Below are 24,064 nucleotides of genomic sequence, written 5' to 3' on the forward strand. Positions count from 1 at the left end.
CCGCCCCGCCGCACCGGCGTGCGGGGCGGCGCCCGCGGTGCCTCGCCCGGAGCCCGCTGCTCCTTGATTCACCCGGGGAAGCGCACCAGCGCGCGCACCCGCTTCCCGACCGGTACCCGTTCGGCGCTCACCTCCACGGCCAGGGCATGGACGATCTCCAGCCCGTGCCGGCCGACCCGCTCCGGGTCCCTGGGAAAGCGCCGGGGAAGGGCGGCGCTGCTGTCGTACACGGAGACCAGGACCGCGCTGTCCGTGCCCTCCAGTTCGAGGATGTACGGGCCGTTGCTGTGCCGGTCCGCGTTGGTGACCAGCTCGCTCACCACGAGGAGCAGCTCGCCGTCGGCCCGGGGGTCGATCGCGGCACACCACTCGGTCCTGAGCTGCTCCAGGAAGCGGGCCGCGAAGTCCCGCGCCTCGGCGATGCAGCCGGGCTCGCCGGTGTAGTGCGCCGCTCGTCGCAGCGGCTCCACGGGTACGTCGAAGCCAGTCGGTATCACTGCCCCGCCCAGGTGTTCGATCATGCGTTCTCTCCAGGAGGCCGGCCCGGCCGGTCGCTTTGCATCCATGCTCGTACCCCGCGTGCGGGCCGACAGTCCCCGCGAGTGTTCGCCGAACGCGCACAAATCAGGTCGCGCTGGTCACAGCGCCGGTGAGGCGGGACCCTCGGGTGCCGGGGGGACGGAGGTCTCCACCGACCGGGTGCCCGGCCCGGGAGCCACCGAACTGGGCGGTGCCTGCTGGGCGGAGGAGGCCGGGGCGGCGGAGGACACCGCGGACTGGGGGCCGGGCGACGCCGGGGACGGCGGAGCGAGCGGCTGCGCGGAGGACGGATGCTCGGAGGCCGGCCCCTGCGACTTCGGAGGCTGCGACGCCGGCGATTCGTTCTTCGGGGACTCGGTGCGGGGGGACTCGTTCTGGTTCTTCGGTGACTCGCTCTTGGGTGGCTCGGACTTCGGTGGCTCGGACTTCGGGGACTCGCTCTCGCTCTTCGGGGGCTCGCTCTTCGCGGGCTCGGACTTCGGCGGCTCGGACTTAGGGGACTGCGACGAGGGCGGCGCCGAGGACGGCTGCTTCGAGGACGGCGGCTGGGACGAGGGCGGCTTCGAGGCCGGCGACTGCGAGGACGGGGAGTTCGAGGCCGGCGACTTCGACGGCGGGGGCTTCGAGCCGTTCCCCGGGCTGGGCGGTGTCGACGGGCCGGACGAGAGCGGCGGGCACGGTGTGGTGCCGGGGGCCCCGGGCTTCCCGGACGCGGGCGGACAGCCTTGGTGGGCCGGTGGGTTCATGGGGTTCGGATCGGCCGGGGGCCTGGCCGGGCGGTCGTCGTGCCCGGTGTGGTCGCCCCGGTGGCGGCCGAACCAGCTGTCACGCTGGTGGTCGAAGACGACGAAGACGTTGACGATCTGCGCGGCGGGCGCGACGACCACCACGTTCGAGGGCCGGTAGGCGGACCAGGCGGTGCCGGTGGTCCTCGGGGTGGTCTGCTGCGCGACCGGCGGGGCCAGCGGGTTGCCGCAGGCGCACCGCACCCGGGGCACGCCGTGCCCGTCGACCAGGACCGCGGTGCCCGCCTGCAGGACGGACTGGTAGGCGGTCGCCTTGCCGTCGCGGTAGCCGTGGTTGGTGACCCGGGTGTCCGCGCGCAGCTGTACGGGCGTGAGGGAGCGCAGGTAGGCGGGGACCCCGGACGGCTGGACGCCGACCTGCGAGGCGAACGCCTTGTTGCGGGAGGGCGAGGCCTGGAAGTACTTGACCTGTTGCTCGACGTCGCAGCTGGCGCTGTTCTTCGTGCCGCTGTAGAGGCCGGGCGCTCCGCCGTCGACCCCGCGCACCTCGTTCGCCAGCGCCGCCGACGCGGCCGACGCAGTGGGGGCCGCGGACACCGCCGTGGCGGTGGTCTTCGTGGCGGTGGACTCGGTGAACGGGTCCTGGCCGGAGCTGTTGGCGGCCTGCAGGAAGACCTCGCCACGTTTCCCGGAGCTGTCGCCCGAACGGGTGAGGACCAGGGCCAGGGCCGCGGCCACCACCACGGCGGTGGTGAGCATGGCGACCCGGGGCACCGACCTCCACCATGGCTGGTGCGGCTCCCCGCCCTGACCGCCGCCGCCTCCGGGCGGCTGCGACGGGGGCCCTGGGGGTGGCCCGGAGGGCCCGGACAGCGGGCCGGAGGGGGGGCCTGTGGGACGGCCGGACGACGGCGGTTCGACGCTCACGCGCTCATCTCCCCGGTTCGACAAACGGCATTCCGAAAAAATGCCTCATTTGGGGCACATCGTGCCCAATGTGCGCCGGTCCGGTACCGGCCGCAAGCCGACGCGGACGGACCACCCGGCGGGCGGGGCTGCCGGGTCCTGCCTAGCGTGACCATGTGCGCCCCGAAATCGCCTCCGAGCAGCCGGTGGCCACGCCGGCCGGCCGGTCCCTCGCCCGGCACGGCTGGCTGCCGGCCCTGGCCGTGGTGCTGGTCGCCCTGGTCGCCATGCTCGTGGTGGCCGCGGTGGGGCTGTGGGCGGCGGGCGCGGCGGACCTGCCGAAGGGCGCGTTCCCGCCGGTGGTCCTGGCGGCCGTGGTGACGGCGGTCGGCGGCACCGTCGAGCTGTCGGGGGACGCGGGCGAACTGGCCCGGACGAACGCCGGGCTGACGGTCGTACCGCTGTCGGTGACGCTGGTCGGGGCGCTGGTCGCCGCCGGGGGCTTCCTGCGGCCGCTGCGCCACCGGGCGGTGGCCGGGGCCGGGGAGCTGGCCGGGTGGGCGGCGCGGATCGCCGTGCTGTGGCTGCTCGCGCTGGTCGGACTCGCGCTCGGCGCCCGCCACACCTTCGCGGTGGACGTGGGCAGCGGCGTGCTCAGTGACCTCACCGACGCGCTCGACGCGGCACCGCGGGCGGGCTTCACGACGGATGTGCCGCGGACGGCCGGGTTCGGGCTGCTGTGGCTGGCGGGGGTCCTGCTGCTGGCGCTCCTGGTGTCGCGCGGGGCGCCGCTGCCGGGGCGCCTGCTGCGTTTCCAGGCCTCGGTGCGCCCGGCGGCGTACGCGATGGTCGTGCTCGTGCTGGCGTACGTCGTGCTGGCCCTGGTGATCGCCCTGGTCGTGATGGTCACCCGCGGGCATGCCAGGGAGACCCTCGCGGTGATCCTGCTCGGACTGCCGAATCTGGCCTGGCTTGCCCTCACGCTCGGGCTCGGCGCCACCTGGAAGGGCAGGATCGACGGCCCGTTCGGGCTGCCGGTGCCGAAGGTGCTCACCGAGGTGCTGCGCACGCCGGACGTCTCGACGCTGAACCTGCGCACCATCACCGCCCACGACGGCCGCTGGTGGTGGCTGGCCTGGGTGGCGGGGGTGCTGCTCCTGGCGGCCGCGTTCCTGATGGCGGCGCGCTCTCCGGCCCGGATCCGCGCCTGGCAGCACGCCCTGCACCTCACGGTCGCCCTCGCGCTGACGATGCCGGCCCTGTGCCTGATCGGCCGGATCTCCGCCCACTACGGCCTCTCCCTGCTCGGTATCGGCGATCTGGGCGGCAATCTGTCGGGCGAACTGCTGCTGGAGCCCGTGCTGTGGTCGGCGGTGGGCCTGGGCGCGCTGTGGGGTCTCGTCGCCGGGTTCCTGGGCGCGCTGCTGGCCCGCCCGGTGCACCGGCGGGGCGAGGTGTCGGCCTGAGGGCTGCCGAGAGGCCCTCGCCGGAAGGCCCGGGAAGCCCCGGAGGCAGGCCCTGGCGGCAGGCCCTGGCGATCGGCGGGGCGGCGGGCGGGGCTAACCGCGCCGGAAGACCGGACCGGCCCAGGGCGGCGGACGGGACACGGGCCGCTCGTTCCCGGACGCGGCGGTGGCCGTGGCCGTGGCCGTTCGCAGGGCGGTGACGAAGGCGAGGCAGGTGGGGTAGCGCTCGTCAGGCTTCTTGGCGAGGGCCTTCGCGAAGACCTTGTCCACGGCCCTGCCGAGGTCCGGCCGGGCGGCGGTGACGGCGGGCGGCTCCTCGTTCTGGTGGGCCCACAGCACGGCCATGTCGTCCTCGCGCACGAACGGCGGACGGCCCGTCAGGGTCTCGTGGACGACGCAGGCGAGGCCGTACTCGTCGCAGCGGCCGTCGACCGGCCGGCCGGCGATCTGCTCGGGGGCCACGTAGTCGAGGGTGCCTACGAACTGGCCGACGGAGGTGAAGCCGGTCAGGGACAGGGACTTCTTGGTGAGTCCGAAGTCGGTGAGGTAGACGTGCTCGGGGTGGTCGCTGTCGGTGCCCTGGGCGACCAGGATGTTGCCGGGCTTGACGTCGCGGTGGACCAGGCCGTGGTCGTGGGCGGCGTCCAGCGCGGACGCCACCTGGGCGGCGATCCGCACCGCCGCCGGGAAGGCCAACGGGCCCTCGTCGTCGAGCAGGTGGCGCAGGTCGCGGCCGTCGACGTAGCGCATGGCGATGTAGAGGACGCCGTCGGTCTCACCGGCCTCGAAGACCGGCACGATGTGCGGGTGGTCGATCGCGGCGGCCGCCCGGGACTCGTGGGTGAAGCGCCGCCGGAAGACGTCGTCGCGGGCGAGTTCGGGGGCCAGCAGCTTGAGTGCGACGGTGCGGTCCAGGCGCAGGTCGTGGGCGCGGTAGACGACGGCCATGCCGCCGCGGCCGAGCCTGCTCTCGATCAGGTAGCCGGCGACCTCCTTCCCGACCGGTTCGGAGAGCAGGCCGGCGCCGCCGGACATCAGCGGTCACCGTCGGGGGTGACCACCCGGGTCGGATCATGACCGGGGCCGCCGCCCGGCCCCGCGCGGTCGGTGACGTACGTGGACAGCCGCCGCCCGTCGCCGTACAGCCAGCGTCCCTCGGCCGGGTCGTACAGCCACATCGACTCCCCGTCGACGACCACGCCGATGCGCAGTCCGTGGGTGCGGCCGCGGAAGGACTCGCCGTCGAGGCCGCCGACGGCCAGTTCCTCGACGGCGGCCCGGTAGCCGGTGAGCGCCTCGGTGGCGCGGGCCAGCAGCCCGCGCGGGTCGGTGGCCTCGGTGAGCGGGTCGCCGGCGACCGGCGGGTCCTGCGGGACGGCGACGAGGTAGCGGCCGTCCACCCAGGCGGACCAGCCGTTGGCACAGCTGATGTGCGCCCAGTCGCCGCGCCGTTCCACGAGCTGGACCGGGAGCAGGGCGTCGAGCGGCACGGTGGGCCGCGCCGGGTCGGGGGCCTCCCAGGCGGGCATGCCGTCGCCGGGGACGACGTGGGTGGGCCGGAATCCTGGCGTCGTCGTCATCGTTCGCCTACTTCCGCATCACGGCCGGTTCGTGCCGGCGCAGCAGCCGGGAGAGCACGCAGCCGAAGGCCACCGACAGCACCACCAGCATGAGCATGTTCCGCAGCCAGACGCCCGCCGAGTGCCGGAAGAAGGGGTCGGCGGTGAGGGTGCCGGGCACGATCCGGTGCAGTTCGACGGTGCCGGCCATGGCGCCGAGCGCCCATCGGGACGGCACCAGCCAGGCGACCTGTTCGAGGCCGGGTACGCCGTTCAGCTTCAGCAGGGTCCCGCAGAAGACCACCTGGACGACCGTGAGCAGCACCAGCAGCGGCATCGTCACCTCCTCCTTGCGGACCAGGGCGGAGATCAGCAGGCCGAGCATCATCGCGGTGAAGGAGAGCACGGCCACCGCGACGGTGATCTCCAGCAGGGGCGGCATCAGCACCCCGTCGCCGCCGGGCGCGTTGATGTCGACGCCGGCCAGGCCGACCTGGGTGAGCACGATCGCCTGGAGCACCGTGATGGCGCCGAGGACGACGACCTTCGACATCACGTACGCCGATCTGGGCAGGCCGACGGCTCTCTCCCGCTGGTAGATGACCCGCTCCTTGACCAGTTCGCGCACGGCGTTGGCCGCGCCGGTCAGGACGCCGCCCACGCACAGGGTGAGCAGCGCGTTGGTCGCGGTGTCGAAGGTGAGTTTGTTGCCGGCGACGGCCCGGGCCATGGCGCCCATCACGAACGGCAGCCCGATCATGATGGCGAGGAAGGTCCGGTCGGCGGCGAGCGCGGCCGTGTAGCGGCGCACCAGTGTCGAGAACTGGGCGCCCCAGCTGCGCGGCCTGGGCGGCGGGGCGGTGGCCATCGGCCCGGAGCGCGGCACCACGGGCTGCGCGCTGGAGTTCACGATGTACTTCCGGTGGAAGGACGAGGCGCGGTACTCCCCCGCCCAGTCCCGGCCGGTGTCCCGCTCGAACGCTTCGAAGGCCTCGGGCCACTCCTCGAACCCGAAGAAGCCGAGGGCGTCGCCGGGCGGCCCGAAGTAGGCGGTCCGGCCGCCCGGGGCGAGGACCAGGAGGCGGTCGCACACGTCGAGGCTGAGCACGCTGTGGGTGACGACGATGACGGTACGGCCGTCGTCGGCGAGGCCCCGCAGCATGTTCATCACCGAGCGGTCCATCCCGGGGTCGAGTCCGGAGGTCGGCTCGTCCAGGAAGAGCAGGGACGGCTTGGTGAGCAGCTCCAGGGCCACGCTGACCCGCTTGCGCTGCCCGCCGGAGAGGCTGTGCACGGGCTGCTCGGCCCGCTGTTCGAGGCCCAGTTCCCGGATGACCTCGTCGACCCGCTGCCGCCGCTCGGCCTTCGCGGTGTCCTCCGGGAAGCGCAGTTCGGCGGCGTAGGTGAGGGCGCTGCGCACGGTCAGCTGGACGTGCAGGATGTCGTCCTGCGGGACCAGTCCGATGCGCTGGCGCAGCTCGGCGTAGTCGCGGTAGAGGTCGCGGCCGTCGTAGAGGACGGTGCCGTGCTCGGCGGGGCGCTGGCCGGTGAGGGCGCCCAGCAGCGTGGACTTGCCGGCGCCGCTCGGTCCGACCACGGCGAGCAGGGACTTCTCGCCCACCGGGAAGGAGACGTGGTCCAGCAGGATCTTGCGGCCGCGGTCGACGGCGACGGTGAGTTCCTGGACGTCGAGGGAGACCTCGCCGGTGTCGACGTACTCCTGCAGCTGGCCGTCGACCAGGCAGAACGCCGAGTGGCCGATGCCGACGACGTCGCGGGGGCCGAGCGGGGCGCGGGTGACGGCGCGGCCGTTGAGGTAGGTGCCGTTGTGGCTGTCGAGGTCGACGATCTCGTGGCTGCCGTCGGGATGGACGCGCAGTTCGGCGTGATGGCGGGAGACGATCAGGTCGTCGACGACGACGTCGTTGTCGGGGGCGCGGCCGATGCGGACCGTGCGGGCCTGGAGTCGTCGTATCGAGGTGGGCTGCCGGAAGGTGCCGGTCCGGCTGGGCATCGAGACCGAGGAGGGGCGGTCCGGGGCGGGTGCCGGGCGGCCGCTCAGGACGGCGGACGGGCCGTCGGCGGGGCTGCCGAAGCGGATCACCGTGCCCGGTCCGACCTCCCACTCCCGGATGCGGCGGCCGTCGGCGTAGGTGCCGTTGGTGCTCTGCTCGTCCTCCAGCGTCCAGTGGCCTTCGTCGGGCCGCAGCACCGCGTGGTGCCAGGAGACCCGGGCGTCGTCGATGAAGATGTCGCTCAACGGGTCGCGCCCCACGTGGTAGTCGCGCCCCGGGCTCATCACCGTGGATCCCGTGTCGGTCTCCAGGACGAGTTCGGGCGCCGTCGAGGCGACCGGTCGCTCCGCCATGGCCAGAATTCTACCGATCTGACCACTTGTGTGCCTTGTCATGACCGCCCGGGCGGCGGCTGTCACGTGTCAGGCGACGGGGACGACGAGGGCCGGGACGGTGCGCTGCATCCGGAGGGCGTCGATGGACTCGGCGAGCAGCTCGTACTCCGTGGTGTCGTCCTGGAGGGCGATCCGCACCAGCCGCCCGCCGGCCAGTTCGTCGGCGACGAGTTCCTGCCGGACCACGTCCGCACACCAGGCACGCAGCAGGCCGGGCACGTCGGAGACGGTGTCGGCGACCGGGACCAGCGCCCCCCGCGGGAACCTGGGGTTCTCGGGTAACGGGTCCAGCCGCTCCGCGATCCAGGACGCCCGGTCCCGTAACCACCACAGCGCCAGCGCCAGGGTCGGCGCACGGTAGGTGCCCAGCGGAACGCCGATGCGTTGCCCGCCGCACATGCCGTATGCCGTGACATGGCACAGGAATTCGTCGTGCACGATCACTCCCCCGTAGCTCGCCGGTGTGCCGTCGCGGCCGGGTTTCCGTGCGGCTCCTGTGCGGTGAAGTGCTCCTGACATTCGAGTATGTTCACTTTCGAAACACTGTCACCACACCTTTCCGGCCAGTCTCTTGGCATATTCGCCCTGCGAATTGGCCGAAATGCGCGAGCTGTACCGGCGGGTCTTCATTACCTGAGGGGTGATCGACCCGTCGCACGGACCGGGGCATGGTGGTGCCGACGGATCGCCGCAAGCCGCGACCCACCCCCTGACCAGCAGTGACGACCTCGTTGGAGGCCGATTCGCCATGCCCGCGAACACCGACCGTTACCAGACCGCCGCCGCCCGCTACTTCGAGGCCTGGAACGCAACGGAGCCGAAGGCGCCGGGCAAGGCGGCCGCCGAGGCGTGGGCCCCGAAGGGCGGCCGCACCGGCCCGCTCGCGGATGTCGCCGGACACGCGCAGATCACGGCCGTGATCGCGACGGCGCCCGAGCAGTTCCCGGGTTTCGTCTTCCGTCCGCTCGGGGTCGCCGACAGCCACCACGGCACGGCGCGCTTCGGCCGGGAGCCGGTGAACGAAGCGGACGATTCGGCTCCGGTGGCCGGTTTTGACGTGGTCACGCTCAGTCAGGACGGCCGGATCCTCCGGGTACCGGGCTTCCCGGACCGGATTCCGGCCGGGGCGTGAGCCGGCGTCCGCGATGAGTTCCCGCGCTCGCGGCGGTCTCCCGAACGAGAGAGACCACCGCGAGCGGAGGACCGTCGATGAGTACGACCGCACATCTGGACGTGGAGTTCACCGCCGTGCTGCGCCGCAGCCCCGCCCGGGGCGGCTGGACCTACGTGGTCTGGCCCGAGTCCGCCGTGTTCTTCGGCACCCGGGGGCTCGTCAGGATCCGCGGCACGGTCGACGGGCACCCCTTCCGGAGTTCCTTCATGGCCCTGGGCGACGGCACGCACAAGCTGCCCGTGCGGGCCGACGTCCGCAGGGCGATCGGCAAGGGCGAGGGTGACACGGTGTGCGTCCGCCTCACCGAACGCCTCACCGGTTGATGATCGCCTCGATCCGGGCCAGCTCCTCCGCCTCGAAGTCGAGGTTGCGCGCTGCGCCGACGCAGTCCTCGACCTGCTGCGTACTGCTCGCGCCGATCAGCGCCGAGGTCACCCGGCCGCCGCGCAGCACCCAGGACAGGGCGAGCTGGGCCAGGGTCTGGCCGCGGCCCTTGGCGACCTCGTCGAGGTCGCGCAGCTGGGCGACCAGGTCCTCGGTCACCGCGTCCGAGTTCAGGAACGGGCTGTCGCTCGCGGCCCGCGACCCCTCGGGGATGCCGTCGAGGTAGCGGCCGGTCAGCAGTCCCTGCTCCAACGGGGAGAAGACGATGGAGCCGACCTGGAGCTCGTCGAGGGCGTCCAGGAGGCCCTCGGCCTCCGGGCGGCGGTCCAGCATCGAGTAGCGCGGCTGGTGGATGAGGAGCGGGGTGCCGAGCTCGCCGAGGATCCGGGCGGCCTCCCGGGTCTGCTCCGCCGAGTAGTTGGAGATGCCGACGTAGAGCGCCTTGCCCTGCTGGACCGCGGAGTGCAGGGCGCCCATCGTCTCCTCCAGGGGAGTCTCCGGGTCCGGGCGGTGCGAGTAGAAGATGTCGACGTAGTCCAGGCCCATCCGGGTCAGGGACTGGTCCAGCGAGGACAGCAGGTACTTGCGCGAACCCCACTCGCCGTACGGGCCCGGCCACATCAGGTAGCCGGCCTTGGTGGAGATGATCAGCTCGTCGCGGTAGGCCGCGAAGTCCGCCCTGAGGGCCTCGCCGAACGCGGACTCGGCGGCGCCGGGCGGCGGGCCGTAGTTGTTGGCGAGGTCGAAGTGGGTGACGCCGAGGTCGAAGGCGCGGCGCAGGATGGCGCGCTGGGTCGTCACGGGCCGGTCGGGCCCGAAGTTGTGCCACAGGCCGAGCGACAGCGCGGGGAGCTTCAGGCCGCTGCGGCCGCTGCGGCGGTACGGCATGTCGGCGTAGCGATCGGGGTGTGCGGTGTACAACGCGACTCCAGAGGGGTGGGCACAGGATCTACCGGTTCCACTCTTTCCCGAGCCGCGGGCAGTGGTCCAACAGGAGAATCCGATGGAATTGTGCGGCTAGGCTGCTCAATCATGGAACTGCGCCACCTCCAGCACTTCGTCGCCGTCGCCGAGGACCAGCACTTCACCCGGGCCGCCGAGCGGCTGATGGTGTCCCAGTCAGGGCTGTCCGCGTCCATCCGGGCCCTGGAGCGGGAGCTGCGGGCGCCGCTGTTCGTGCGGACGACCCGCCGGGTGACGCTGACCGAGGCGGGCCGGGCGCTGCTCGGCGAGGCGGAGCGCATCCTCGCCCAGGTGCGGTCGGCGCACGAGGCGGTGGCGGCGGTGCAGGGCGTGCTGCGCGGGACGCTGGCGCTGGGCACCGAGCAGTGCATCGCCGGAGTGCACGTGGCGGGGCTGCTCGCGGCGTTCCGGCGCCGGCACCCGGACGTGGAGATCCGGCTGCGGCAGGCCGGCTCGGGCGCGCTCGCCGAGGAGGTGGCGGCGGGCCGGCTCGACCTGGCCTTCGCGTACCGCACCCAGGACGACACCGACCAGCTGCGCTCGGTGGCCCTGACCGGCGAGCCGATGACCGTGCTGTGCCATCCCAGCCACCGGCTGGCGACGGCCGGCGTGGCCGTGACCCCGCAGGACCTGGGCGGCGAGGTGTTCGTCGACTTCCACCCGGACTGGGGCCCGCGCCGCACGACCGACGCTGCCTTCGCCTCGGCGGGTGTACGGCGGACGGTGGCCCTGGAGGTCAACGACGTGCACAGCCTCCTCGACCTGGTCGACGAGAACCTCGGCGTCGCCGTCGTCCCCCGCCACTTCCGCCACAAGCGGCCCACGCTGACCGCGCTCGCGCTCAAGGACACGGACGAGGCCGCGTACGAGACGGTCGCCCTGCTCCCGCCCGAGACGGCCACCAGCCCGGCGGCCCGGGCGCTGATGAACCTCCTCGAAACAGGGGGCCTGGCAACACCCCCGGACGGGGCCTGCCCCTCCTGACCTCGGCCTCCCGTCGGCACAGACTCGTGGACGACCACGACGACGGGGAGAACAGAGATGACGGAACACACTCGGCGTACGGTGCTGCGCGGGGCGGCGGGCCTCGCGGCGGCGAGCGCGCTGACGGGCACGGTGGCGGCCGGACCGGCGGCGGCGCGTCCTGCGGCAGAACCGGCGGATCGTCAGTATCCGTTCCTGGAGGGCGCGTTCGCCCCGGTCACCGAGGAACTCACGGCCTTCGACCTGCCGGTCACCGGCCGTATCCCGCGCGAGCTGAACGGGCGTTGTCTGCGCAACGGCCCGAACGTCCTGGGCCTGGAGGACCCGCGCCTCCACCACTGGATGCTCGGCGACGGCATGGTGCACGGGGTACGGCTGCGCGACGGCCGCGCCGAGTGGTACCGCAACCGCTGGGTGCGCTCGTCCCAAGTGGCCGCGAAGCTCGGGGAGTCGTATCCGGGCCCGGTCCCGCCCGACGACTTCCCCTGCAACACCCATGTCGTCCCCTACCGGGGGCGGATCCTCGCGCTCCAGGAGAGCGGCCCGCTGCCGTACGAACTCGACGGCGAACTCAACACCGTGGGCACCTACGACTTCCGGGGCACTCTGGAAGGCGCGTTCACCGCGCACACCAAGTACGACGCGCAGGCGGGCGAGTTGCACGCGATCACCTACTACCCGACCTGGGACCACGTCCGGCACCTGGTCGTGGACCCGGACGGCCGCGTCGCCCACACCACCCGGATCCCGGTGCGGGACGCGCCGATGATGCACGACTTCGCGCTCACCGGGAAGCACGTGGTCGTCTTCGACATCCCGGTCACCTTCGACGCGGCGGCCGCCGAGGCAGGCGCCCTGGTGCCGTACGTCTGGAACCGTGAACACCCGGCGCGGGTGGGTGTGATGCCCCGGTCCGGGGGCGCGGTCCGGTGGTTCGGCGTCGATCCCGTCTACTACTCGCACACCCTCAACGCGTACGACGAGGGGACCTCCGTGGTGATCGACCTGACGACGTATCCGGCGCCGTTCGACGTCGCCGGGCGGAACACGGACGGACCGCACGCGCTGGGCACCGCGAAGCTCGAACGCTGGACCGTCGACCTGCGTCACGGACACGTCCGCAGGCGGACCCTGGACGACCGGCCGCAGGAATTCCCGCGTGTCAACGAGGAGTTGGTGTCCCACCGGCACCGCTACGGCTACTCGGCGGCGGCCGCCGAGATGTCCGTCGCCTATCTGGCCGGTGCCGGCACTCCACCGGACCGGGCGTTCTCCAACGCCCTGTTCAAGCACGACCTGGCACGCGGAACGGCCCAGGTGCACCGGCTGCCGAGGGGCGCCGCGGCCGGCGAGGCGGTGTTCGTGCCGCGCGAGCACGCGGTGCAGGAGGACGACGGGTACACGCTCGCCTACGTCCACAACCCCGACCGCGGCGCCGCCGACCTGCTGATCCTCGCCGCGCAGGACTTCACGGGCGAGCCGCTGGCCCGGGTGCACCTGCCGGGCCGGGTGCCGCTGGGCTTTCACGGAAGCTGGATTCCGGACGCATGACGACCCTCGATGCGCGATCGTGGTCGTATGCATGCAAGGGACATCCTCATCGACGGCTTCGGCCGCATCCAGGAAGAAGTCCATGCCGCCCTCGACGGCGCCGACCCCGACCTGCTCAACGCCCGCCCGTCCCCCGACGCCAACTCCGTCACCTGGCTGGTGTGGCACCTCACCCGGATCCAGGACGACCACGTCGCCGACGCCTTCGACCTGGACCAGGTGTGGCTGGCCCAGGGCTGGGAGAAGCGTTTCGGCCTCGACCTGCCGCCCCGTGACCACGGGTACGGCCACACCCCCGCGCAGGTCGCCAAGGTCACGGTGGACTCCGGCCACCTGCTGACCGGCTACTACGACGCGGTGCACGAGCAGACCCTGGGGGTGCTGCGCGGACTCCCCGCGGCGGACCTCGAACGGATCGTGGACACCCGCTGGGACCCGCCGGTCACGCTGGGCGTACGCCTGGTGAGTGTCCTGTCCGACGACCTGCAGCACATTGGACAGGCGGCCTACCTGCGCGGGCTGCTTCAGAGCGCGGCGGCGTAACCCGGCAGGACGACGTCCTCGATGAGGGCCTTGCGCTCGTCGAACGGGATGAACGCGCTCTTCACGGCGTTCACCGTGACCGTGCGCAGGTCCTCGACGGTCCAGCCGGCCTCCTCGACCAGCAGGGACGCCTCCCGGGTCATCGTCGTCCCCGACACCAGCCGGTTGTCGGTGTTGAGGGTGACCCGGAAGCCCAGTTCCTTCAGCGCGGTGATCGGGTGCTCGGCGATCGAGGTGGCGCAGCCGGTCTGGAGGTTGGAGGTGGGGCACATCTCCAGGGCGATGCGGCGGTCGCGCACCCAGCCGGCGAGGCGGCCGAGCTTGCCGTCGACGATGTCCTCGGTGATGCGGACACCGTGCCCGATGCGCTGGGCGCCGCAGGCCTGGATCGCCTGGTGGATGCTGGGCAGGCCGTAGGCCTCACCGGCGTGGATCGTGAAGGGCACGCTCTCGCCGCGCAGCAGCTCGAAGGCGTCCAGGTGGTCGGCGGCCGGGAAGCCGTCCTCGGCACCGGCGATGTCGAAGCCGACGACACCGGCGTCCCGGTAGGCGACGGCCAGCTCGGCGGCCTCACGGACCCGGTCGAACATCCGCATTCCGCAGAGCAGGGTGCCGACGCGGACCGGCGTGCCGGCGGCAGCGGCCTTCGCCATACCGGCCGCGAGTCCCTCCTGCACGCTCTCCACGACCTCGTTCAGCGTGAGCCCGCCCCGGACGTTGAGCTCCGGGGCGTAGCGCACCTCGCCATACACCACACCGTCGGCGGCCAGGTCGAGGACGTACTCCTCGGCCACCCGCCGCAGCCCCTCCTCGGTCTGCAGCACGGCGAGGGTGTGCTCGAAGGTGGCTATGTAACGGACCAGGTCGCCCGAGTTGGCGGCCTCGAAGAACCAGGCGGCCAGCTCGTCCGGATCGGTGGCGGGCAGCGTGTGACCGACCTCGGCCGCGAGCTCGACCAGGGTGGCGGGGCGCAGGCCGCCGTCGAGGTGGTCGTGGAGGACGGCCTTGGGAAGGCGACGGATCACATCTGCGTCTACGCGCGTAGCAGTCATGGTGGAGCTTTCCTCGGCAGGTGGTTCGGAGCGATCGGTCAGGCGGCGGGCTGGAGCAGGTCCCAGCGGTTTCCGTAGAGATCCTGGAAGACGGCGACACTGCCGTACGGCTCGTGCCGCGGCTCCTCCAGGAAGGTCACGCCGGCGGCGGTCATCCGGGCATGGTCGCGGGCGAAGTCGTCGGTGTGCAGGAAGAACCCGACGCGGCCGCCCGTCTGGTCGCCGACGCGGGCGCGCTGCTCCTCGTCCTTGGCGCGGGCGAGCAGCAGTCCGGTGCCGTGCCCCTCCCCGCCGGGCTCCACGACGACCCAGCGGGAGCCGTCGGGCCGCGGCACGTCCTCGACGAGCCGGAACCCGAGGGCCTCGGTGTAGAAGCGGATCGCCTCGTCGTAGTCGCCGACGACAAGGGTGACCAGGGCGACGCGTCGCATGGGGGCCTTTCGGTGGAGCGGTTAGCGGGAGAGGTTATACGTAAAACTACGGGGATGCCAGTCGCTCTTTCAGAAACCGTCACAGGTGCGCCCGGTAAGGGGCGCGAGGAACTGCGCGACCAGCCCCCACCGGCCCGCAGCCGACCGTCGACGCGGCCCCTACCCGTCCGCCTCCCCCTGCGCGACCTCCACCCGATGATGAAAATCGATCATCCCGGTCGCGGAGGCGACACACGAGAGGCCCGCGCAAGCCACCAGCAGCAGCACGGCGCCCCACACCCCCGCCCGCCGCCGCACCCGCGGCGCGGCCAGCAGCGCCTGCACCCGCTGCGGCACCGGCCCGGACACCGCACCCGGCACGAACGCCGGCCGCTCGACGCCCCCGCCCTGCCCCGCCAGCGCCGCCCGGGCGATCGCGCGGGCCGTCAGCCGCCGGTCCCCCACCGCGCGCGCCGCGGCCTCGTCGGCGGCCCGCTCCACGGCCAGCCGAATGACGTCCCGCACTCCGCGCAGCGCCGGATGGCAGTGCGCCACGAGCTCGGCCGCGGCGAGATAGTAGTGATGGCCGCCCGCGTTGTGCGCCCGTTCGTGCGCGAACAGCGCCTCCCGCTCATTGCCGTCGAGGCTGCGCAGCATCCCGGTGGTGACCACGATCCGGTGCGGTCTGCCGGGTAGTGCGTACGCGTCCGCACACGGCGAGTCGACCACGCACAGATCGCCCGCCGCGGGTCCGCGCCCGGCCTCCGTGCGGGCCGCGCGGAAGGCACGGACCTGCCGGAACACCGTCCGTGCGAGCGTCCAGGCGCACGCGGCGAGGGCGCCCACCGACAACGCGGCCAGCGGCAGCACATAGCGGTCGGAGGCGGTGTGCAGGGGCCGGATCAGCTCGCCGAGCGCGGCGAAGAACGGCACCTTGAACAGCCCGGTGAGGACGAACGCGCCGAGCGCGGCGAGCGAGCACCCCGCGAGGGCGACGGCCGAGCCGGTGATCGCCCGGAGCGCGACGGCGGGGGCCAGCCGGTCGAGGGCCCGCCTGGCCAGGGGCGGCAGGGCGAACGGCAGCAGCAGCGGCAGGATCAGGAGTGCGATCATCATCCACCGGATTGCTCGTCGGCTTCGAGCAGGCCGCGCAGAACGCGCTCGTCGTCGGGGCTGAGCTGGGCGACGAAGCGGGCGAGCACGGTCTCCCGGTCGGCGTCCCGGTCGAGTTCGGTGTGCATCCGCTTCGCGGTCAGGCCCTGCGCGTCCTGGACCGGGACGTAGGCGTAGCCGCGCCCCTGGCGGTGCCGTTCGACCACGCCCTTGTCGTGCAGCCGGGTCAGGATCGTCGTCACCGTCGTGCGGGCCAGGGCACTGCCGAGGCTCCGCTGCACCTGCCCGGGGGTCTGGGGCGCACCGGCGGCCCAGAGAGCCGCCATGACGCTCGCTTCGAGTTCGCCGGCGGGCCGGCGTTCGTCCTTCCCGTCGGCCATGGAAGGTTCCTCACTCCTTCTTCGTCCTCGGTCCGCAGACCGTCTACGGCAGTGTAGTCAGCCCGGCGGCACCCGTCGCCCGTGAACACATTCCTGAACCCGTTCCTGAACCCGTTCCTGAACCCATTATGGGGAGGCGGTCGCGGGACGAGGGGTGGTCGCCGCCCTGGGAGCAGTCCGGAACGTGCGGTACCGGGGACCTAGGACGCGGGCCCGAGGCGCGGGGCGGGCCCGGCCGGTAGCTTCGCGGCCATGAAGATCACGAACCCGGCCCGGTCCCCCGGGCAGCGCAAGCACGACGTCCTCGCCCGCCTGGAGCGGGAGACGGACGTCTGGGTGGCCACGACGGGCGGGACCGGGCCGCCGTGTCTCGTCCCGCTCTGGTTCGTCTGGCACGCGGACGCGGTGTGGCTGTCCACCCGGATCACCAACCCGACCGGCCGCAACCTGCGCGACGGCGGCCGGGCCCGGCTCGCGTTCGGGGACACGCAGGACGTCGTACTGCTCGACGGGGAAGTGACCGTCTTCGCCCCGCCCGACGTGCCGGAGGCGGCGGCCGGGGCCCTGCGGGCGAAGACGGGCTGGGACCCGCGCGGGGACAGCCCGTCGTACGCCTTCTTCCGGATCCGGCCCCTCGCGGTGCAGGCCTGGCACGGGGTGCACGAGCTGCGTGGCCGGCATCTGATGCGGGACGGGGTGTGGACGGTCTGAGCCCGGCCGTCAATCGGCCCTGGTGTGGAGGGCGTTCAGCCGGGTCAGCTCCTCCTCCGTGAACCGGAGGGCGCCCGCGGCCACGTTCTCGGCCAGGTGGTCCGGATTGCCGGTGCCGGGGATGGCGAGGACGTGCGGGCCCTGGTGCAGGGTCCAGGCGAGCCGGACCTGGGCGGGGCTGGCGTCGTGCGCGCGGGCGACGGCGAGGACGGCGTCGTCGTGGTCCGCGGTGGCACCGCCCGCCCCGGCCTCGCCCGCGACGGCGAAGAACGGCACGAAGGCGATGCCCCGTTCGCCGCAGATGCGGACCAGTTCGTCGGTGGCCGCGTCCCGCATGTCGAGTCCCCAGCGGTTCTGCACGCACACCACGGGGGCGATGGCCAGCGCCTCGTCGAGATGGTGCGGTGTGACGTCGGAGACGCCGAGGTGGCGGACCAGGCCCGCCTCGCGGAGTTCGGCGAGGGCGCCGAAGTGCTCGGCGATCGAGTCCTGGCCCATCCGGCGGAGGTTGACGACGTCGAGGTGGTCGCGGCCGAGCTGGCGCAGGTTCTCCTCGACGTGCCCGCGCAGCTGGTCGGGGCGGGCGGGGGTGGCCCACTCGCCGGAGTAGTCGCGGAAGGGGCCGACCTTGGTGACGACGACCAGGTCGTCGGGGTAGGGGGCGAGCGCGGTGTTGATGAGTTCGTTGGCGGAGCGCAGGGCGGAGAAGTAGAAGGCCGCCGTGTCGATGTGGTTCACACCGAGCTCGACGGCCTTGCGCAGTACGGCGACGGAGCGGGTGCGGTCGCTCGGGGTGCCGTCGTGGAATGCGACGCTGCCCGTCAGCCGCATCGCGCCGAAGCCGAGTCGGTGGACGGGCAGGTCGCCGAGTTTCCAGGTGCCGGAGGCGTCCGCGGTGATCGATTCGGAGGTCATCGACGGAGTCTGGCACAGGGCCCCTGACCGGAGGGTCAGCAGTACAGGTTGTTTCCGGCCGGTACACCGAGGATCTGCGTGAACTTCTGGTAGGCGCTGACCCGGCTCTGCACCTGCGCCGGGTTCTTGCCGTCGCACTCCAGGGAGCCGTTGATGGAGCGGATGGTCTGGCCGAAGCCGGCCTGGTTGACCATGGCGTTGTGGCCGGTCATGGTGCCGGGGCCCTTCTGGGTGTTCCAGTACCAGAGGCCGGTCTTCCAGGCGACGGCGGAGTTGTTCTGAACCTGCCACGGATGGTCGAGGAGGTCGATGGCGAGCACGTCGCCCGCAGCCTTGTAGTTGAAGTTCCAGCTGAGCTGGATGCGGCCGCGCCCGTAGTAGGCGGACTGACCCGCGGGGCAGCCGTACCACTGGCTCCGGTCGCAGTGGTGGAGGTTGCCAACTGCTCGCCGGGGAGAGTGCACGAGGGTGAGTTAGCTCGATCGTGTGATGGTCAGCTTCCAGGCCTGCGATGATGCGGGCTGCCAGGGCTACGCTGATCGAGCGATCTCGGACGCTTTGTGCGGTGCCGGCGTGCGGGGCCCCCGGCTCCACCGGAGTGATGGATCGGGGCCTCCCCGTCGACTCTGGCCGTATCCATGTGGCCAGGTCGCAAAGGGAACTGGCCTCCTGGGCCCGGACCACGCACAAGATGCATGTCGCCAACCCAGGGCTGAGTACGCCGGGGACCAGTGCGCCCAAGACCGTTCGGGGCGTGCGGCTGAGCGCGCCCACTCCTGCCCAGTCCCCAGGAACGGTGTGAGGCACACTCAACTGCCTCGGTCTGCACCAGTCAAGAACGCAGACCACTCACGTCGGGCAGTCGATCTCCGATCCAGGACTTCTTCAATGGGGTCCGGAAACAGAGAAGTCGGACCTCGCTCGGACAACCGTCGGGCCCGGCCGCGTCACAACGCGGCCGGGCAGGACGGGGGTCGGCAGGTCAGCTCAGCGGCTTCACCAGGACCGCCTTGCGGTGGCTGAACGTCTCGATGGAGTAGCGGCCGTGGTAGCTGCCCGTGCCGCTCTCCCCCACGCCGCCGAACGGCAGGTCGGAGACGGTGAGGTGGGCGAGCGGGAGGCCGTGGCCGAGGGCACCGGAGGAGGTCTCGGCGGCGAACCGGTCCCGGGTGCCGTCGGACTCGCTGAACACGTAGAGCGCGAGGGGCTTGTCATGGTCGTTGACGAAGCCGATCGCGCTGTCGAGGTCCGGGACGGTCACGATGGGCAGGATCGGACCGAAGATCTCCTCCTGCATCACCGGGGACTCCGGGTCGACGTCGGCGAGCACGGTGGGCGCGATGTACTTGGCCGCGCGGTCGGTGTCGCCGCCGACGGCCACCCGGCCCGAGCCGAGCAGTCCGCTGAGCCGGTCGAAGTGCCGCTCGTTGACGATCCGGCCGTACTCGCCGGACTCCTTGGGCTCGCTGCCGAACAGGCCCTCGACGGCCTTGGCCAGGGCGGGCTCCAGGGCCGCCGCCGTCTCCGGGTCGGTCAGGACGTAGTCGGGGGCCACACACGTCTGCCCGGCGTTGAGGAACTTGCCGCGCGCCAGCCGCTCCGCGACGACGGTGAGGTCGGCGTCGCGGTCGACGAACGCCGGGGACTTGCCGCCGAGTTCGAGGGCGACCGGGGTGAGGTGCTCGGCGGCGGCCCGCATCACGATCCGGCCGACCGCGCCGTTGCCGGTGTAGAAGATGTGGTCGAAGCGCTCGGCGAGCAGGGCCGTGGTCTCCGGGATGCCGCCCTCGACGACGGCGACCGCCTCGGTGTCGAGGTAGGCCGGGAGCAGCCGGGCCAGTACGGCCGAGGTCGCGGGCGCCAGCTCGCTGGGCTTGGCGACGACCGCGTTGCCGGCGGCGAGGGCACCGGCCACGGGGGCGAGCAGCAGCTGGGCCGGGTAGTTCCACGGGGCGATGACGAGAACGACGCCGAGCGGGTCGTACTGCGTCCAGGCGGTCGCGTCGCCGCCCAGGTGCTTCGGGACCGGCGCGGACTCGGGACGCAGCCACTCCTCCAGGTGGTCGAGGGTGTGGTCGATCTCCCGGACGGTGAAGTCGATCTCCGAGCCGTAGGCCTCACGGATGCTCTTGCCCAGGTCCGCGTGGAGGGCGGCCGCGATCTCCTCGCCGCGCTCCGTGAGCATGGCGCGCAGCCGGCGGAGCTGGCCGGTGCGCCACTCGACGGGCTTGGTGCGGCCGGTGCGGAAGGTGGCGCGCAGCCGGGCCACGATGTCGGCGGGCTGCTCGGGGGTGGGCTGGTTCACGGATGCCTCGCTGGTGATGCGCACGGGCCAGGGGCCCGACTGTGGTCTTGAAGGTCTCGAACGTTCAGATGTACTTTGCAACCATTCAGGGTCCGAAGTAAATTCCGGCATCGTGAAAGTACTGCGCTCGACCTGGATCACATCTGGTCAGCCGGTGAGTTCGCCCCGCCGTCGTGCGAGGTGTGCCCGTTCGGGAAGGCTGTCGGCGAGCGCGATGGCGGCGTCGTACTCGGCGATCGCCTCGGCGTCCCGGCCGAGCCGGCGCAGCAGGTCGGCGCGGACGGCGTGCAGCACGTGGTAACCGGGCAGGTCGAGTGCGTCGACCAGCTCCAGCGCGGCGGCCGGGCCCGTGACCTCGGCGACCGCGACCGCGCGGTTCAGCGCCACGACCGGGCTCGCGGCGACGGCCATGAGCTGGTCGTACAGCCGCAGGATCTGCCCCCAGTCGGTGGCCTCGGCGGTGGGTGCGTCGCTGTGTACGGCGTTGATCGCGGCCTGGATCTGGTAGGGCCCGGGGCGGTTGCGGCGCAGGCAGCGCCGGACGAGGTCCTGCCCCTCGGCGATCAGCTCGCGGTCCCACCGTCCGCGGTCCTGCTCGGGCAGCGGCACCAGCTCGCCCGCGGCCGGCTCCCGGGCGGGCCGCCGGGCCTCTACCAGCAGCATCAGCGCGAGCAGCCCGGCGGCCTCGGGCTCGTCCGGCATCAGTTCGTACAGCAGCCGTCCCAGGCGTACGGCTTCGGCGCACAGCGCGGGATCGCCGCCGTACCCCTCGTTGAAGACGAGGTAGACGACGGCCAGGACCCCGTTCAGCCGGTCGGGGAGGTCGGCGTCCTTCGGGACCCGGTAGGGGATCCCCGCGTCGCGGATCTTCGCCTTGGCGCGTACCAGGCGCTGCGCGAGGGTGGGCTCGGGGACCAGGAAGGCTCGGGCGATGCGGGCCGTGCTGAGCCCGCCGAGCAGGCGCAGGGTCAGGGCGACCCGGGACGGGAGGGCGAGCGCGGGGTGGCAGCAGGTGAAGATCAGCCGGAGCCGTTCGTCGCGCACGGGGCCCTCCTCGGCCGGTGGGTCGGGCACGTACAGCCGGGCGGCCTCGGCGTGCCGGGCGTCCCGGGAGGACTCGCGGCGCAGCCGGTCGATCGCGCGGTTGCGCGCGGTGGTGATGATCCAGCCGGCCGGGCTCGGCGGCACCCCGGTGCGCGGCCAGCCGTCGAGCGCCGTGGCGAAGGCGTCCTGGACCGCTTCCTCGGCGAGGTCGATGTCGCCGAGGAAACGGACCAGGACGGAGACCGCGCGCCCGTACTCGGCGCGGAAGACGGCCTCGACGTCGACGGCGTCCGCCATCAGTGCTGGTCCACGAAGGGCCGTACCTCGATGGGGAGGGTGGTGGCGAGGGCGGCCTTGCGGCCCCACTCCAGGGCGGCGTCGAGATCCTCGGCCCGGATGAGACAGATCCCGCCCAGGTACTCCTTGCCCTCGGCGTAGGGCCCGTCGGTGATCAGTACGTCCCCGCCCCCGGGCCGCAGCATGGTGGCCGTCTCCGGACCGTGCAGCCCGCCCGCGAAGACCCAGGCGCCGGCGGCGCGCAGCTCGTCGTTGAACGCCTCGACGTCACGCATGATCGCGGCGAGCGCGTCGGGCGGGGGCGGGGTAGCACCGGCGGGCTGGACCACGCTGAGCAGGTAGTGCTTCATGATGTTCTCCTCGGTCGTCGTGAGGTGTGCCGTGAGGTGTGCCACGGGGCGTTCCGTGCGGTGCTCCGTGCGGTGCTCCGTGGGGTCCTTTCTGGGGTGTTCCCGCCTTCTACACGAACGGCGGGCCACCGGATCGACACCGCACGCCGGGAAGCCGAAAGAATCTTCGCCATGACCATCGCCGCGCATCCGCTCGTCGCCCGCGCCCGGGAACTCGCCGACGGACTCCTCTCCCCCGCCGCCGAGCGCGTCGACCAGGAGGGCGTCCCCCCGGGCCACATCGAGGCGGTGAAGCGCTCGGGCCTGCTCGGGATGAGCGCGCCGGTGGCGTACGGCGGCTCGGCGGCGCCCACGTCCGTGGTGCGGGAGACGGCGGAGATCCTGGCCGGGGCGTGCTGCTCGACCTGGTTCGTGCAGACGCAGCACCAGACACCCGTGCTGACCCTGGCGGGGACCGACCTGCCGGTGCGGGAACGCCTGCTGGGCCCGCTGGCGCGTGGTGAGCTGCTGTCGGGGGTGGCGTATGCGCATCTGCGGTCGTACCCGCGGGTCCCCGTGCGGGTACGGCGGGCGGCGGACGGATGGCGCTTCTCCGGGACCGTGCCCTGGTACACCGGCTGGGGGCTGAACGACGTGCTGCTGCTGGCCGGGGTGACCGAGGAGGACGAGGCCCTGTTCGCCTTCGTCGAGGCACGGGAGCAGCCGGGCCTGCGGCCGTCGGAGCCGATGCACCTGGCGGCGCTCACCGCGTCCCGGACGGTCTCTCTCGACCTGGACGGCCTGTACGTCCCGGAGGAGGCGGTCGCGCTCCGGATGCCGTTCGCGCGGTGGGCGGCGACGGACCGCCCGAAGACCCGCAACGCCAACCCGGCGGTCTTCGGGATCACGGAGGCGGCGCTGGCGCTGGTGGAGGAGGAGTACGCCGCCCTGCTGCGGGGCCGCCTGGCGGAGACCCGCCGCCGGGCGTACGCGTTGGCCGACCATCCGGTGCCGGACGAGCACGTGGCGGAGCGGCTGGCGGTGCGGACCGAGGCGTTCACGCTGATGCGTACGGCCACGACCGCGGCGGTGGTGGCGGGCGGCGGCCGGGCGATGCTCCTGGACCACCGCGCCCAACGGCTGGCCAGGGAGGGCCTGTTCCTGCTGGTCCAGGGCCAGACGAGCGAGTCCCGCGGGGCACATCTGCAGCGGCTCGCGGAGCAGCCCGACTCCGGTCGTTGACGGCGGCACCGACAGGGAAGGGAGTTGCGTATCGCACGGAGTGGTGCGTCAAGTAGAACGCTGCCTCTTGACCTGTCGACCGCCTTGGCTGGACCATGTTGCGTATAGTCCACATCGTTGCGCAATGCGCATCAGGAGGATGGCATGTCTCCTCGACCGCAGCCCGGCCGCGAGTTCGTCCTCACCCTGTCCTGTCCCGACCGGGCCGGTCTGGTCCACGCCGTCACCGGCTTCCTGGTCGGCCACGGCGGCAACATCCTGGAGAGTCAGCAGTTCGACGACCGGCTGGAGGACCGCTTCTTCATGCGGGTGCACTTCGACGTCCCGGACGGCGCGGTCTCGCTGGAGGAGCTGCGCACCGGTTTCGTCCCGGTCGCCGAAGAGCACCGGATCACCTGGCGGCTGAACGACGCGTCGACGCCGACCCGCACCCTCATCATGGTCTCGAAGTTCGGCCACTGCCTCAACGACCTGCTGTTCCGCAGGTCCACGGGCGCGCTCAACATCGAGATCCCGGCGATCGTCTCCAACCACCGCGACTTCGAGCCGCTGGCGCGCACCTACGGCATCCCCTTCCACCACATCCCGGTGACCCCGGACACCAAGGCCGAGGCGGAGGCCCGGCTGCTGAATCTGGTCGGCGAGCTGGACGTCGACCTGGTGGTGCTCGCCCGGTACATGCAGATCCTCTCCGACGACCTGTGCAAGCAGCTCGAAGGCCGGGCCATCAACATCCACCACTCCTTCCTGCCGAGCTTCAAGGGGGCCCGGCCCTACGTCCAGGCACACCACCGTGGCGTCAAGCTCGTCGGCGCCACGGCGCACTACGTGACGCCCGACCTCGACGAGGGCCCGATCATCGAACAGGACGTCGTCCGGGTGAGCCACTCGCACGCCCCGGACGAGCTGGTCGCGCTGGGCCGTGACGTGGAGGCCCAGGTGCTCGCCCGCGCCGTGCGCTGGCACACCGAGAGCCGGGTGCTGGTCAACGGCCGCTGCACGGTCGTCTTCCGCTGACCCCACGAACCGCGGGCCCGCAC

23 protein-coding genes and 2 pseudogenes are annotated in these 24,064 nt (G+C 72.5%); 9 read left to right on the forward strand and 16 right to left on the reverse strand.

Translation table 11 applies throughout. The features are described 5' to 3' along the window. Positions 1-68 precede the first annotated feature (68 nt). Both ACFWPQ_RS49840 and ACFWPQ_RS49845 read right to left on the reverse strand, forming a co-directional pair. Positions 69-521 carry an ATP-binding protein gene (locus ACFWPQ_RS49840; protein ID WP_384051402.1) on the reverse strand — a complete coding sequence of 151 codons (453 nt, stop codon included), beginning with the start codon at positions 519-521 and terminating at the stop codon, positions 69-71. A 462-nt stretch (positions 522-983) separates the two neighbouring features. Continuing rightward, positions 984-2,213: pseudogene (locus tag ACFWPQ_RS49845) on the reverse strand (DUF6777 domain-containing protein); the annotation flags it as partial. 155 nt (positions 2,214-2,368) lie between these two features. Between ACFWPQ_RS49845 and ACFWPQ_RS49850 the strand changes: the two are divergent. After that, positions 2,369-3,658 (forward strand): streptophobe family protein, encoded by a 1,290-nt coding sequence (locus tag ACFWPQ_RS49850; RefSeq protein WP_384051406.1) that lies wholly within the window; start codon positions 2,369-2,371, stop codon positions 3,656-3,658. A gap of 93 nt (positions 3,659-3,751) precedes the next feature. Here the strand turns inward: ACFWPQ_RS49850 and ACFWPQ_RS49855 are convergent, their stop codons facing one another. From ACFWPQ_RS49855 to ACFWPQ_RS49870, 4 genes are all read right to left on the reverse strand, one after another. Beyond that, a complete protein-coding gene (locus ACFWPQ_RS49855) occupies positions 3,752-4,693 on the reverse strand; it encodes a serine/threonine-protein kinase (protein ID WP_384051409.1) in 942 nt (313 codons plus the stop codon). Further along, positions 4,693-5,238, reverse strand: coding sequence for a hypothetical protein (locus ACFWPQ_RS49860; protein WP_384051411.1), 546 nt, complete (start codon positions 5,236-5,238; stop codon positions 4,693-4,695). The genes ACFWPQ_RS49855 and ACFWPQ_RS49860 overlap by 1 nt, the downstream gene beginning before the upstream one ends. 7 nt (positions 5,239-5,245) lie before the next feature. Further along, positions 5,246-7,585 (reverse strand): FHA domain-containing protein, encoded by a 2,340-nt coding sequence (locus tag ACFWPQ_RS49865; RefSeq protein WP_384051413.1) that lies wholly within the window; start codon positions 7,583-7,585, stop codon positions 5,246-5,248. A gap of 69 nt (positions 7,586-7,654) precedes the next feature. Then, on the reverse strand, positions 7,655-8,065 hold the full coding sequence (locus tag ACFWPQ_RS49870) for a hypothetical protein (RefSeq protein ID WP_383709527.1): 411 nt from the start codon (positions 8,063-8,065) through the stop codon (positions 7,655-7,657). 310 nt (positions 8,066-8,375) lie between these two features. Here ACFWPQ_RS49870 and ACFWPQ_RS49875 point away from each other — a divergent pair, with 310 nt between their 5' ends. Further along, a complete protein-coding gene (locus ACFWPQ_RS49875; protein ID WP_384051416.1) occupies positions 8,376-8,759 on the forward strand; it encodes a nuclear transport factor 2 family protein in 384 nt (127 codons plus the stop codon). Positions 8,760-8,836: 77 nt separating this feature from the next. Further along, the gene (locus ACFWPQ_RS49880; protein WP_361301663.1) at positions 8,837-9,124 is read left to right on the forward strand and encodes a DUF1905 domain-containing protein; all 288 of its coding nucleotides are present in this window, start codon (positions 8,837-8,839) and stop codon (positions 9,122-9,124) included. Here the strand turns inward: ACFWPQ_RS49880 and mgrA are convergent. Further along, the gene (gene mgrA / locus ACFWPQ_RS49885) at positions 9,114-10,106 is read right to left on the reverse strand and encodes an L-glyceraldehyde 3-phosphate reductase (RefSeq protein ID WP_384051419.1); all 993 of its coding nucleotides are present in this window, start codon (positions 10,104-10,106) and stop codon (positions 9,114-9,116) included. The two genes, ACFWPQ_RS49880 and mgrA, sit on opposite strands and share 11 nt — an antisense overlap. 111 nt (positions 10,107-10,217) lie before the next feature. Between mgrA and ACFWPQ_RS49890 the strand changes: the two genes are divergently transcribed. Genes ACFWPQ_RS49890 through ACFWPQ_RS49900 form a run of 3 tightly spaced genes read left to right on the forward strand, consistent with a single transcriptional unit; the run spans position 10,218 to position 13,226 of the window. Then, a complete protein-coding gene (locus tag ACFWPQ_RS49890) occupies positions 10,218-11,132 on the forward strand; it encodes a LysR substrate-binding domain-containing protein (RefSeq protein ID WP_384051422.1) in 915 nt (304 codons plus the stop codon). Between the two features lie 57 nt (positions 11,133-11,189). Further along, on the forward strand, positions 11,190-12,683 hold the full coding sequence (locus ACFWPQ_RS49895) for a carotenoid oxygenase family protein (protein WP_384051424.1): 1,494 nt from the start codon (positions 11,190-11,192) through the stop codon (positions 12,681-12,683). 27 nt (positions 12,684-12,710) lie between these two features. Continuing rightward, positions 12,711-13,226 carry a DinB family protein gene (locus ACFWPQ_RS49900; RefSeq protein WP_384051427.1) on the forward strand — a complete coding sequence of 172 codons (516 nt, stop codon included), beginning with the start codon at positions 12,711-12,713 and terminating at the stop codon, positions 13,224-13,226. Here the strand turns inward: ACFWPQ_RS49900 and ACFWPQ_RS49905 are convergent. From ACFWPQ_RS49905 to ACFWPQ_RS49920, 4 genes are all read right to left on the reverse strand, one after another. Next, the gene (locus ACFWPQ_RS49905; RefSeq protein WP_384051430.1) at positions 13,208-14,278 is read right to left on the reverse strand and encodes an adenosine deaminase; all 1,071 of its coding nucleotides are present in this window, start codon (positions 14,276-14,278) and stop codon (positions 13,208-13,210) included. The two genes, ACFWPQ_RS49900 and ACFWPQ_RS49905, sit on opposite strands and share 19 nt — an antisense overlap. Positions 14,279-14,316: 38 nt before the next feature. Then, positions 14,317-14,709 (reverse strand): VOC family protein, encoded by a 393-nt coding sequence (locus tag ACFWPQ_RS49910; RefSeq protein WP_384051433.1) that lies wholly within the window; start codon positions 14,707-14,709, stop codon positions 14,317-14,319. A gap of 159 nt (positions 14,710-14,868) precedes the next feature. Beyond that, on the reverse strand, positions 14,869-15,801 hold the full coding sequence (locus tag ACFWPQ_RS49915) for a M48 family metalloprotease (RefSeq protein ID WP_384051456.1): 933 nt from the start codon (positions 15,799-15,801) through the stop codon (positions 14,869-14,871). After that, on the reverse strand, positions 15,801-16,181 hold the full coding sequence (locus ACFWPQ_RS49920) for a BlaI/MecI/CopY family transcriptional regulator (protein ID WP_384051437.1): 381 nt from the start codon (positions 16,179-16,181) through the stop codon (positions 15,801-15,803). The genes ACFWPQ_RS49915 and ACFWPQ_RS49920 overlap by 1 nt, the downstream gene beginning before the upstream one ends. 252 nt (positions 16,182-16,433) lie before the next feature. Between ACFWPQ_RS49920 and ACFWPQ_RS49925 the strand changes: the two genes are divergently transcribed. Further along, on the forward strand, positions 16,434-16,892 hold the full coding sequence (locus tag ACFWPQ_RS49925; protein WP_384051440.1) for a pyridoxamine 5'-phosphate oxidase family protein: 459 nt from the start codon (positions 16,434-16,436) through the stop codon (positions 16,890-16,892). 9 nt (positions 16,893-16,901) lie between these two features. Here the strand turns inward: ACFWPQ_RS49925 and ACFWPQ_RS49930 are convergent, their stop codons facing one another. The 5 genes and pseudogenes from ACFWPQ_RS49930 to ACFWPQ_RS49950 form a co-directional block, all read right to left on the reverse strand. Beyond that, positions 16,902-17,807, reverse strand: a complete 906-nt coding sequence (locus ACFWPQ_RS49930) for an oxidoreductase (RefSeq protein ID WP_384051444.1) — start codon at positions 17,805-17,807, stop codon at positions 16,902-16,904. A gap of 35 nt (positions 17,808-17,842) precedes the next feature. Next, a pseudogene (locus ACFWPQ_RS49935) lies at positions 17,843-18,238 on the reverse strand (chitinase); the annotation flags it as partial. A gap of 551 nt (positions 18,239-18,789) precedes the next feature. Further along, on the reverse strand, positions 18,790-20,112 hold the full coding sequence (locus tag ACFWPQ_RS49940) for an aldehyde dehydrogenase family protein (RefSeq protein WP_384051460.1): 1,323 nt from the start codon (positions 20,110-20,112) through the stop codon (positions 18,790-18,792). A 147-nt stretch (positions 20,113-20,259) separates the two neighbouring features. Then, positions 20,260-21,453, reverse strand: a complete 1,194-nt coding sequence (locus ACFWPQ_RS49945; RefSeq protein WP_384051447.1) for an RNA polymerase sigma factor — start codon at positions 21,451-21,453, stop codon at positions 20,260-20,262. Beyond that, entirely contained in the window at positions 21,453-21,803 is a 351-nt protein-coding gene (locus tag ACFWPQ_RS49950; RefSeq protein ID WP_384051463.1) for a YciI family protein, read from the reverse strand. Before ACFWPQ_RS49950 ends, ACFWPQ_RS49945 begins: the two co-directional genes overlap by 1 nt. A gap of 171 nt (positions 21,804-21,974) precedes the next feature. Between ACFWPQ_RS49950 and ACFWPQ_RS49955 the strand changes: the two genes are divergently transcribed. Both ACFWPQ_RS49955 and purU read left to right on the forward strand, forming a co-directional pair. Next, complete coding sequence (locus ACFWPQ_RS49955; RefSeq protein ID WP_384051450.1) at positions 21,975-23,024, forward strand: acyl-CoA dehydrogenase family protein; 1,050 nt, start codon at positions 21,975-21,977, stop codon at positions 23,022-23,024. Positions 23,025-23,168: 144 nt separating this feature from the next. After that, positions 23,169-24,041, forward strand: a complete 873-nt coding sequence (purU, locus tag ACFWPQ_RS49960; RefSeq protein WP_384051453.1) for a formyltetrahydrofolate deformylase — start codon at positions 23,169-23,171, stop codon at positions 24,039-24,041. The last annotated feature ends 23 nt before the right edge of the window (positions 24,042-24,064 follow it).

Origin of the sequence: Streptomyces sp. NPDC058464 (genome assembly GCF_042721035.1) — a bacterium.
Taxonomy (GTDB): domain Bacteria; phylum Actinomycetota; class Actinomycetes; order Streptomycetales; family Streptomycetaceae; genus Streptomyces.